This window comes from Pseudomonadota bacterium (genome assembly GCA_018823135.1).
GTDB lineage: Bacteria > Desulfobacterota > Desulfobulbia > Desulfobulbales > CALZHT01 > JAHJJF01.
In genome coordinates this window covers 53,824-65,372 of the sequence record JAHJJF010000059.1, presented here as the reverse complement: position 1 = coordinate 65,372, position 11,549 = coordinate 53,824, and the positions used below count along the sequence as shown (strand labels likewise).

At 46.7% G+C, this 11,549-nt stretch carries 8 protein-coding genes; 4 read left to right on the top strand and 4 right to left on the bottom strand.

Annotated features, from left to right (window positions below; all coding sequences use genetic code 11):
• On the bottom strand, nucleotides 1-1,310 hold a 1,310-nt coding region (locus KKE17_05725; GenBank protein MBU1709486.1), incomplete at its 3' end, for a YcaO-like family protein.
• 504 nt (nucleotides 1,311-1,814) lie between these two features.
• Here KKE17_05725 and KKE17_05720 point away from each other — a divergent pair.
• From KKE17_05720 to KKE17_05710, 3 genes are all read left to right on the top strand, one after another.
• On the top strand, nucleotides 1,815-2,723 hold the full coding sequence (locus tag KKE17_05720; GenBank protein MBU1709485.1) for a phosphate/phosphite/phosphonate ABC transporter substrate-binding protein: 909 nt from the start codon (nucleotides 1,815-1,817) through the stop codon (nucleotides 2,721-2,723).
• 218 nt (nucleotides 2,724-2,941) lie between these two features.
• Nucleotides 2,942-5,374, top strand: coding sequence for a response regulator (locus tag KKE17_05715; GenBank protein ID MBU1709484.1), 2,433 nt, complete (start codon nucleotides 2,942-2,944; stop codon nucleotides 5,372-5,374).
• A 67-nt stretch (nucleotides 5,375-5,441) separates the two neighbouring features.
• Entirely contained in the window at nucleotides 5,442-5,627 is a 186-nt protein-coding gene (locus KKE17_05710) for a hypothetical protein (GenBank protein MBU1709483.1), read from the top strand.
• 150 nt (nucleotides 5,628-5,777) lie between these two features.
• Here the strand turns inward: KKE17_05710 and traF are convergent, their stop codons facing one another.
• Together traF and KKE17_05700 are read right to left on the bottom strand one after the other, a co-directional pair.
• The gene (traF, locus tag KKE17_05705; GenBank protein ID MBU1709482.1) at nucleotides 5,778-7,328 is read right to left on the bottom strand and encodes a conjugal transfer protein TraF; all 1,551 of its coding nucleotides are present in this window, start codon (nucleotides 7,326-7,328) and stop codon (nucleotides 5,778-5,780) included.
• A 191-nt stretch (nucleotides 7,329-7,519) separates the two neighbouring features.
• Nucleotides 7,520-8,815, bottom strand: a complete 1,296-nt coding sequence (locus KKE17_05700; GenBank protein MBU1709481.1) for a radical SAM protein — start codon at nucleotides 8,813-8,815, stop codon at nucleotides 7,520-7,522.
• Nucleotides 8,816-9,017: 202 nt separating this feature from the next.
• On the opposite strand from KKE17_05700, the gene speA reads away from it, so the two are divergent.
• Nucleotides 9,018-10,934: a biosynthetic arginine decarboxylase gene (speA, locus tag KKE17_05695; GenBank protein ID MBU1709480.1), complete on the top strand. Its 1,917-nt coding sequence runs from the start codon at nucleotides 9,018-9,020 to the stop codon at nucleotides 10,932-10,934.
• Nucleotides 10,935-11,052: 118 nt separating this feature from the next.
• Here the strand turns inward: speA and KKE17_05690 are convergent, their stop codons facing one another.
• Nucleotides 11,053-11,478 (bottom strand): hypothetical protein, encoded by a 426-nt coding sequence (locus KKE17_05690; protein MBU1709479.1) that lies wholly within the window; start codon nucleotides 11,476-11,478, stop codon nucleotides 11,053-11,055.
• Nucleotides 11,479-11,549: the final 71 nt, after the last annotated feature.

Genomic DNA, 11,549 nt, shown 5'->3' with positions numbered 1-11,549 from the left:
CCGAGATAAAATTCCAGATAATAGGCATCGGGCAGGATCTTTTTCATCTTGAGCAGTCTGGCGGTTGATTCAACAGGATCCGGCGACTGTTCGAAAACAAGTTTCGCGGCAAAGAGCCCGACACTCTGAAGCATGGAACGTTCTCTGAAATGACATCCTGGAACAATTGTGTATATCGCAGGTATCTGTAATTTGGGATGGATGGTGTTGACCAGATAGACTTCCATGTTCAGGTTTTCAAGTGCCTTGAGCATGTTGACGATTTCTTGGCGCAGATTGTTATCGGAGAGATCAGGGAGTTTGTCCAGATCGATGTTTTTATCGGGGTTGACAATATAATCAACTTCTTCAAGGCTCAAGGGTTTAGGCAATCCACTGGCCACATAATTAGAATTCGAGTTGAAGTCGCCTGCCAGTTGTGCCACTTCGGTGAGGGCGCGGATCAGGGCTTTTTCAGCATTCGGTGTGGTGCCGGCGGTATAAACGATTTCGCTTGATTCCGGGAAAGTGTTGAGATCAACACAGAGAGCACTTATGGTGGGAATGCCCGTATCCAGAGTGAAATCGTTGAGATAGACGGCAATGCCGTGCTTGGTGAATTTATGGATCAGTTCCCGGCAGACCGGATCCTGGATTGTTGCTATATTTATCGCCGGAGTTTTGAGTTTTTTGTGGGTGACAACGGCGCAGACATGGCGTTCGACAATCTCGCTTATCCCCTGCACAATCGCCTCCTCATAGGTGTTGCCTGCCGAAGGTCCGTTAAATTCATTTATTGCATAAAACCAGGTAAAGGGAATCAGAAATTCCTCTTCGCGGTTCAGGTTGGTGGCCCAGGTCCATTGTATGGGGATGTCTCCGATAAGTTTTTCAAGGGTTTCCAGGCTGGTTTCCTGATCATGAACGGATTGAAGGATCTGTTCCAGTGGCATGATTTTCTGGCCCTGGGCTTTCAGATTGGCATAAGTGTCGGTGATGAAATTGTCCGTATTCTTTTTGAAACTGAAGAAGCTGAAACGTTCGCCAAGCTCCATGCAGGCACTGGCCATTGACTGCCCCGGGGTGCTGCCTTTGCCCATCTGTTTTTTATTGCCGATGGCCTTGTAGGCATCTTTTCCAGTAAGGCTGAAGTAGACCGGGATGTCCAGCCTGCCGTTGTCTATGCGCTGCACGTCTTTAAGGATATCGAGATCGACTTTTTCAAGTCTGGCCTTGAATTGTTTAACGGTTTCTTCGGGTGTACAGGCTTTGTCCTGATCGAACGTGTAGGCTTTAAAGGAGTCATTCAGTCTGATCGGGTTTTTTTTCATGGTATTACCTCACTTGAAAAAACCGGGGGATTCCCCCGTGCTATAAAAATAATTAGTTTGTCCGGTTGATTGGTCACAGTCGACTAAATCTCAACTAGTTGGTTATTTCTGCATTTAAAGGCTTTTTAACTACACGAAATCTGTATATGATTGATAAACGAAATTGTATAAGTCAACAGATTCGAGGGACTTTCTCATGAAAACGATTCGCGTTGTCAATGAAATCGAATCTGGTATCCTTACATATGGTGAACAAGCTTGATAGCGTAAACCGATATGAATTTATTTACCATTCACAGCTGCCTTTTTTTATGAAGGTACATACAGTTAGCAGGATGGGATGAACTTGTCAAGTAATGAAAAAAGGCCGCTTTAAGGTGTAAGTCTGGAGGCCCTGTTTTGTTGAAAATCTGCATGTTCACGGTCTTATTTATGTCAGGATCTGGGTGCTGGAAACCGACACCACCCAGTGACATTCCGGAATGCCAACAGAGGGGAGGAATTATGATCATGCCAAGTCGTCTTTCATTGAAGGGAAAAATCCTGTGTTTTCTTTTAGTCCTGATCGCTCTTCAGGTCAATCCGGCAGTATCCAGGGGGGAAGAGTTTGTTATCGGCGTACTTCCTGAAATGAATGTTTTTAAACAGATGGAACGTTTCAGACCGCTTGCCGAATATCTGTCCGATAAAATCGGTGTGGATGTTAAACTCACCATGATAAGTCGTTACGGAAATATCATTGAGAGTCTCAAGGAAAAAAGGGTCAATGCCGCCTTTCTTGGTTCTTTCACCGCAGCTCTGGCAATTTCACAATTGCATGTCGAGCCTCTGGCCAGACCGGTAAACATGGACGGAACGTCAACCTATTTCGGTTATCTTTTTTCAAGGAATGACAGCGGCATAAAAAACGTTTCAGACATGAAAGGCAAGGTGATGGTTTTTGTCGAAAAAGCCACCACCGCCGGATATCTTTTCCCTCTGGCCTATCTCAAAAGTAAAGGGGTTGCCGATCATCAAACTTTTTTCAAGGATTTTTATTTCTCCGGCAGCCATGACGCGGCAATCATTGCAGTCCTTGAAGGACATGCAGATGTGGGTGCTGCCAAGAATACGATATACGAACGATCCAGCGAAACGGACAGCAGGATTTACTCCGATCTGTATGTCATCGCAAAATCCCCCAGGGTGCCGTCAAACGGTCTTTGCGTCGTTGCCGACACTGATCCGCAGTTAAAGAAAAAGCTGAAAGAAACCTTGCTGGATCTCCATAATTATCCTCAGGGGAAGGTGGTGTTATCTAAATTCGGGGCACAGAAATTTGTCCAGACCGAAAAAGATGATTATCTGCCGGTAATGGAAATGGCCCATGAGGCTGGGATAGAACTTAGTGAATATTATTACAAAAATCAGTAAAATAGATAACTGACAATGTAACTGGGGCAATTGTGCATGACCAGTGAGCATATGTCCCCCCCTCACGCGCGAACGGAAAAGAGTGTCTGATGTGAGCATTCTTCGCGGCTCAGGCTTGCGCTTATTTGTTGCGGGGTGACTCATGGTTACCCGTCTTTTAAGAATGAAGTCTCGGTGAAGTTGTTTCCGATGGTTTTAAAAAGGTCATAGTCTTCTCCATGAAAAAGATAATCTTCCTTTCCTTTGCCCTGATTTTTGCTCTTTTTTCAATTGGCGCCGGGATAACCGTTTATAATCTTTTTACCACCACTTCAAATCTTCGCAAGCTCATCGATATGCATGAGATTGAAGATATCCGGCAGGAGCTCAGTTATAATGTCCAGAAAATTCAATCGTTTACATATTCTCCTGATGCGGATTTTTCAAAACGTCTCGATGAAATCATCAATCACGCGATAAATATCAACGAATCTGTCGCTCAATGCCATTCATGTCACCATAAACCTGAAATTCGCGCTGAAATTGATCATGCTGAAAAACTCATCTATGAATTCCAGCAGAGATTGAGTTATCTCATCACCACTGCCGGCCAGGGAAACTGGCGCGACGAAAATTCGAAACAGGTTGCTGAATTAAGCGAACAGATTCTTTTTGAAGTAGAGGCGATGGTCAACTCGGCGGCAGCGACTCTTCAGCAAAGAACCAACGCCGCGATGCTCAGGATTGATCGGTCCTACAATATCCTGGCCTTTTCTCTCCTGGCAACATTCTTTCTGGCAATAATTGTCGCCAGGTATCTCATGCACAGGATAACCGTGCCCATTGATGAACTGTTGACCGCAACCACTAAGATAAGCACCGGGGATTTTGGATATCAGGCCAGGCCCAGGCAGGGTGATGAGTTTTATGAGTTGATCAACACCTTTAATGAGATGAGCCGCTCTCTGGCCATCAAGGAAGAAGAAATCCGTAAACATCTTGAAAGACTCACGAGCATCAACCAGGGAACTATCAAACTTCATTCGGCAAGCGGTTGTGAAAATGCGAGAAAGGAAGTGCTTGCATGCATTGAAAGTCTTTTCAACGTCAAACAGAAAGGAATGATCATTATCCGCGATGACTTGCCCCAGGCAGCATTATATCTCTCCAGCGATGCGTCTGATTCCCCGGCCGAATTGGAAGTCAGCCCGAGCAGTGTTGTCGCGGTCTGTCAAGAATATGGTATGGATAATGTTGTCTTAAATGCCAGGCCTGTTGCCGGCTGGCCTTTTGCAGATGTTCTGGGTGGCTTGCCTGTTGAAAATATGCTCGTGGTGTGGATGGTCAGGGAAAAGAAACTTGTTGGCGCGGTTTTGCTTATAAACAAGCAGGACGGTGATTTTTTCGGCGAAGATGGCGATGTTCTGGGCATTCTGGCAAACAATTTTTCAATTGCTCTTGAAAACATAGAATTATACCGGAATCTCCATTTGCAGATGGCGGAATTGCAGAAAACACAACGACAGCTTTTTGAAGCGGAAAAACTGACTGCAGTGGGTACCCTTGCCGGTGGGGTTGCCCATGATTTTAATAATATCCTTTGCGGAATGATTGGCCACATCGCCCTTATCAAGAAAAAATTTTCCGAGGATGATGAAGAGTATAAGGTTCTGGACATGGTTGAAAAAGCCGGTTTCAGGGCCGCAGACCTCACCAAACAACTGCTGACATTTTCAAGTAGAAACTTAACTGGTTCGCAACCGGTTGATCTCAACGAATGTGCGAGAAATATCATATCGCTTTTTAAGAAAACCATCAGCAAGCTGATCGTCATAGAACTGGAGCTGACGGATCCCTTGCCGCTGGTCATGGGCGATGCCGCCCAAATAGAACAGGTTTTGATGAATCTGCTCGTCAATGCCCGGGATGCCTTGCCGGCGGGAGGAACAATAAAAATTTCATCGGCCATCGAACTGATTGATGTTGATGCTGCAAAAAGATTTACAGAAGTTAAACCGGGAAGGTATCTGAAAATAACTGTTGAAGATGACGGCACAGGAATCGATAAGGAAATATTGCCGAGAATTTTTGAACCTTTTTTTACTTCCAAGGAATTCGGCAAAGGCACCGGTCTGGGGCTTTCTATTGTTTACGGCATTGTGAAGAGCCATAAAGGGTTTTGTCTTGTTGAAAGCCAGACCGGCAAAGGCACGGTTTTCAAAATCTATTTTCCAGCGGCCATGGAAAATTTCTTTAAGAAGGACATGCTTACTCTGACCCACAAGGATTTTAAACTGGAAAAGGGCATTTTGATCGTTGACGATGAAACAATTATCATTAAAATGCTCTCGGATTATCTTGAGGAAATCGGCTGCAAGGTTCTAGTTGCAGCCAATGGAGATGAGGCGGTAAGCCTGTTTACCAAGAAAAAATCGGAAATAGATCTGGTTATTCTGGATATGAACATGCCGGTCATGGACGGCAAGGAAGCGTTTTTCAGACTCAGAGAAATAGACCCGAAGGTGAAAATTCTTGTATCCTCAGGTTTTTCGGTTAACGAAGATATACGTAAACTCATGGAAGTAGATGCCAGTGGTTTTTTACAGAAACCGTATAGTTTGGAAGATTTTTCAAGCACGATCCTTAAGATTCTCCAGCCGGAAAGCAAATAACTCCGCAAATATCCAGGAATAATTTGAGGAAAGGAATGAAAGGCCTTTTTATGATCAGGGGACTGGAATCCCTGAAAATATAATTGATAAAGTGGTCAATCCCTTCTTTTCAACCAAGCCGGCGGGAAGCGGCACAGGCTTGGGTCTTGCCATCAGTCACGGCATTGTGGTGGAGCATGGCGGCAAGATGATTCTTGAAAGCAGGGAAGGGGAGTTCTCAAAGATCATTCTGCTTTTCCCTGTAGTTGGCTAAGCTGGATATTTCACAAGCTAAGCTGGCCGAAGGTAACAGGTTTTATGTAAAGTCAAATATCCGGGCTGATGGTTTGGTGAGTTCCCATAAAAAAATCTCCCTGCCGCAACGACAGGGAGATTCGGTTTCATTTCTGGAGAAAAGCAAAAGTTAGAAATCAATACTCAACTGCCCGGCAACTCTCGACTCCTTGGGGATATCCTCACCGTCAAACTGTTCTTTTTCCTCGGCAAACTGGCCGGCCACATCAAGACGGATGGCCCAGAAGTTCAAGCCGATACCTGCTGAAAATACCCAGCCTATATCGCTTTCTGCAAGATTTTTATAGGCTCCGCACCGCAGGGCCAGGAAGCGGAATGCATCCCACTCAAGTCCGAAAGCCATATTCTGGGTTTCATAGTCTGCCAGGGTTGTCTCGTTTTTCGTGAGGTCGATATCGGCTTCCAACGTCAGGGTTTCAAATGGGATGAAAGCCAGTCCGGCGGTTACCTGCGGGTCGAGTCTCACATCGTCAAAGGGTACGGGTAAGCTGTTGACGGTAATTGTCGGGCCGTTGAATTTAGGGGAGTTGAGATTGCGGCCGATAATGCCCGCCTGCAGTTTGTTCATGCGGGCCATAATGCCGATATCAACGCCGAAGGTATCGGTCTCTTCGTAGAATTCATCGGTTTTGCTAATAGTGTCCCCGGAATCGTTATTGAACACCAGGACCTGGTTGCCGTACACCCGGCCTTTCATGAATTTCAGATTAGCCCCCACCGAGATGTAATCATTGATCGCATAGCCGTAAGACACAGGAACTTCAAGGAGTCCGTAACCATTGAGCCGGACAGTTGTTGTGTTGCTGTCAAGATCGTTTGCGGTGCTGCCATCACTCTGGTTAAGGACATTGGAGAGGATGTCCGCAGATCCTTGTGCATCAGTGCTGGTAATTCCCTCTTGTGCGGCGATATAATCAAGACGCTGGACTGCTTCAGTGTCACCACCGAGGGCGGTAAGCAGCTGAGTTTGCTGGGATGGTGTAAATACCTGGAAGGTGTATCCTGCGGTATTGTATGAAGTAGCACTTAAATCAACGGCATTGATATCAGTTGCAACATCTGCACCGTTTAAGGACAAACCGAGATGTATCGTATCAAGACTGCGTAGCTGTGCGGTTACCTGGGAGAATCCACGGACGCCGAAGGCGAAATGACCCATCCTGATTCCGAGACCGGCATTGGCGTCGGCTGAAACGGCATTGCCGGGGTCGTCGAGGCCCTGGAGGTCGTTTGCCAGTCTGACAAGTTGCTCCAGATCGGCTTTATCCTGGACGCCGGTTGTGCTCAGGGTGTCATGGTCGATACTTGAGAGATCATCGATATATTTACCGAATTCATTGTGCTGGCGGTAGCCGAGGCCGGCGCCGATGTCAAGGCCCCATGTTTTTCGGCCGAGATTGTTATTGTCAACCTCAACTTTTGTATCTTTTTCAACACCTTCTTCCGTCTTTTTCTGGCGGTTCATGAAGCCGAAGGCCGCCGGGTTATAGTATTGCGCCGTGGTGTCGGAAACCGATGCGACATTGGCGCCGGCCATGCCGGTAGCCCGCGGGCCAACCATAAAGGTGTCGAGGGCTGAAGCATCAGTCGCAAACAGAAAAAGACAGGATGCTGCAGTGAAACAGGCTAATTTCCCCAAGTGATTGTTATCAAACTTCATTCATCTCTCCCCTTTATTTTTATTGGTTAATATTTCTCCAACGGAGGTGCGCAAACAAGCAGTAATAGTTTGATTATTTTACATATATTCTGGGATAAATAACAAGGAGAAAAAAATACGTTAAAGAATAATCCCGTCCTCTTGATATTTTTCTTATGCCTTGTGACAGCGGGGTGGTGAGGAAAGTGAAGTCAGCGAAGGGGTGGGTTGTAATATCCGAGTCTGAGCCGTGGAAATCTTTTACGTATTTCATTAAGCCAGACGCGCATTCCCAGGGGCGGCTCTGATGGGAAATGGTCAAGCTCTTCAAAATACCAATCCGGGTCCATATTGAGGTTTCTGAGCTGGATCATGTCCGGGGAGGAGTTGTCGAGAAGATCGCACAGGGCCTTGAATTCATCTGGATCATCGGTAAATCCGGGCAGGATGAAATAATTGAGGGAAACGAATTTATTGTTGTCCTTCATGACTCGAATGGATTCTCTGACATCATCGAAACTGAATCCACTGGGCCTGTAATATTTCTGATGCATTTCCTTACGGGCGCTGTTTATACTCACCCGTAAGCTGTCAAGGCCACAATGAATTAAATGCGCGACGGCTTCCGGCAGACTTGAATTGCTGTTTATATTGATTGTTCCGGCGTCTGTCTGTTTGCGGATCAGCGATATCGCGCGGCCGATGGTTTTCCATTGCAGTAACGGTTCGCCTTCGCATCCCTGTCCGAAACTGACCACTGCTTTCTTGACTTTGCTGATATGGGACAGGGCAAGTTCAGCTATTTCTCCGGGAGTCGGCACAAAGGTTATTCGGTCTTGAGTTGACGGGCAGCATTCCGAGGGTTGCAGGGAAATGCAGCCGATGCAATTGGCGTTGCATACAGGGGAAGTGGGCAGCGGCGCTTCAAAGCGTTCCAGGAAGAAATTTTTTGCAGCCGGGCAACTGTATGTCAGACAGCATTTGCCCAGATGCTGGACAAGGCGGTTGTTTTTATATGTGTTAAGCTTCCGGTTGGTTTTTTTGCGGATTTTCCGATAGTCAAATCCTTCTGCTTCCTGGCGGATATCCGGGTCACTCCTGAAAGCGCTGACCCAGAACCGGCCCTTGTGCCAGCCGATGGCGGTATAGGCAAAAAGCGGCAGAGGCGGGACATCCGGGTTGTTTTTCTCGTAGGCTGTGGAGTGGAACGCCGTGTGCGCAGGGGCCATGAATGCTGCCACCGCCTGAATAGCTTCATGGGGGGCATCAGGGTTTGCATCGAATAACGTTGCCTCGCCGGTGTGTTTATCGATGCCTATGGGTTTGCGCCCGGGAAGGACAAAAAATTCGCTGCCCTCAGGCAGGGGTATCAGGTCTTCGAGGTCCGGCCGGGACAGAAAGCGACCGCTTCTCCCTGCCATGTATAGGTCCGGGAAATCCTGTATTTGACCTTTACTGTTCGCAAAGACCAGGGTAGGAGGGGAATCGGGGTGTTCGTTTTGTTCCATTGCAGGATAATACCAAGGAGGTGGTTTTTTCCAAATATTTAATCGAAATAGAGGAAGTTAATTTTCTGGAAGAAAAGTGAAGGCTTCCCTTATAATGATATTCATTGTAAAGAAGCAACGGTTTTTGTAAGGTAGCGGGACTTTATAGGCAGTTGCAAGCGACGCGCACCAGTAGGTGCTATTTAAGTGAGGATGATACGCGATGAGCTGGACCATTGATGACGCCCGAGATCTTTATGGGATATCCAGATGGGGTTTACGATATTTCGATATTAACTCCATGGGAAAAGTGACCGCTTCTCCTTTGAAGGAATGTGGCGCAAGTATCTGCATACTTGATGTTATCGACGAAGCCCTTGGACAGGGACTTCATTTCCCGCTGTTGATCAGGTTTCAGGATTTATTGAGAAACAGGGTGGAAAGGATAAACCACGCCTTTGAAAATGCGATCAGCGAACACGGCTATAAGTCGGTTTATCGCGGTGTGTATCCGATAAAAGTTAATCAGCTCCGGGAGGTTGTAGAGGAAATAGTTGATGCGGGAAAACCGTTTCATTACGGGCTGGAAGTCGGTTCCAAACCGGAACTCTTTGCGGCGCTCGCCTTTCATCAGGATCCGGAAAGTTTGATTATCTGTAACGGTTATAAGGACCATCAATATATCCGCATGGCGCTTCTTGGCGTCAAGCTTGGAAAGCGCATCATTCTGGTTGTGGAAAAAGTCGATGAAGTTGAAAAAATCATCAATCTGTCTACTGAGATGAAAGTGGAACCCATAGTCGGAATCAGGTTGCGTCTTGCGGTGGCGGGGCAGGGGAAATGGGAAAAAAGCGGTGGCGAAGATGCGAAATTCGGCCTCAGTACCGGGGAGATTCTCACGGCTTCTGATTCTTTGAAAAAAGCCGGCATGGGGCATTGCCTCAAACTTGTCCATTTTCATATCGGCTCGCAGATACCGGATATTCATGCCGTGAAACGGGCGGTCAGAGAAGGGGCGATGTTTTATGCCAAGCTTCAACAAAGCGGCCATGATCTTGAGTATATTGATGTCGGCGGCGGCCTCGGCGTCGATTATGACGGCAGCAGAACGACATTCCATTCTTCGGTGAACTATTCATTAAACGAATATGCCAGGGATATTGTTTATAATGTCATGGATATCTGCGATGCGGAAAAGGTCGCGCATCCGATACTCATCAGTGAAAGCGGTCGGGCCATTGTGGCGCATCATTCGGTTCTGGTTATTGAAATATTCAGCAGCATCAAAAAAGGATCGCCGGAACTGCCTGTTGAAAAACCGACGATTGACCACAAACTGGTCAACGATGCATGGGACATCTACAAGAGTATCTCTTCAGGCAATCTTCTGGAGGTGTATCACGATGCCCAGCATCTTTTCCAGGAAATCCAGACGCATTTCGGCCTGGGACTCATTGATCTGCCGATCAAGGCCGAGGTGGAAAAACTTTTCTGGCAGATAAGCAGCGAGGTGCTTCGCAGATTTCAAGGAGAGGAATACATCCCCGACGAAATTACCGAACTTGAAAGCCGTTTCAGTGATCAGTATCTCTGTAATTTCAGTGTGTTTCAGTCCTTGCTGGACCATTGGGGATTCGGGCAATTGTTCCCGATAATGCCGCTTCACAGGCTTGACGAAAAACCGCTGCGAAAAGGCAAACTGGCGGATATTACCTGTGATTCCGATGGGCAGATCTCAAGATTCATCAATCTTTACGAAGAGGGTGTCGACACCCTGCCGCTGCATAATTTCACCGGCGAGCCTTATTTTCTCGGGATATTTCTCACCGGTGCCTACCAGGATATCATGGGTGATCTTCATAACCTTTTCGGCCGGGTCAATGAGGCGCATGTGTTTCTCGATGAGGATGAGGATGAAGGCTACTATATTGAAGAAATCATTGCAGGAACAACGATGGGTAAGGTTCTGGGGCTTGTACAGTATTCGGAAAGTGACCTTACCCGGCGCATGAAAAAACAGATTGACCGGGCGATCAAGGAAGACCGGCTGCGGCCAAACGAGGGCATGCGCCTCTTGAATATGTATCAGAAGGGTTTGAAAGGCTATACGTATCTTGATCTGAAAAAAGAAAGCGAGTAACTGAACAGGAACAGCCAGTTTTTATCTCCCCAAAGACTGAAATCAATGCCCTTTTGGGATGCTTCGGCGTCGCTCGAAGTCTTGCGCTTATCTGCCTGTGGGGAGCTGAAATGAGTATTTATTCTGGTCTTGTGAGGCTCATTACTGAATCCACTGCATTATAAATATCCAGATCATCCCCGAAAATATCCTGGATTTTGTCGTGATTGATCAGGTCTTCAATGATATATTGGGTGAGATACAAGCTGAGTAGATTCGGGTCATTTACCAGGGTCCGGAGCGGAGCAATTTTAAAATTCATTTCAAATTCCTCCATGTCGGATAATTTCTTCAGTAATTTCGTGAACAATTCCCTGATTGCACTGTCTGATGTCGTTTCAATGATGTTCTTGTCAAGGAGCCTTTGAACGAGCTTGGTGGAAAGTTCTTCAGCATTCTTAAAGGCAATCTGCAGCATTACTTCCCGTTCTCTTTCGCGTTTGCGGTCGATTGCTCTGCTTGCCCTGTCGTCTGCACCGTATGGATTGTGAGCATGATGGCCCATGAAATGTCTCCTGGAAAATCTCCCGGCCTGCGGGAGGAGTTTAGATTGTGTTTGTGATTATATTCAGGATA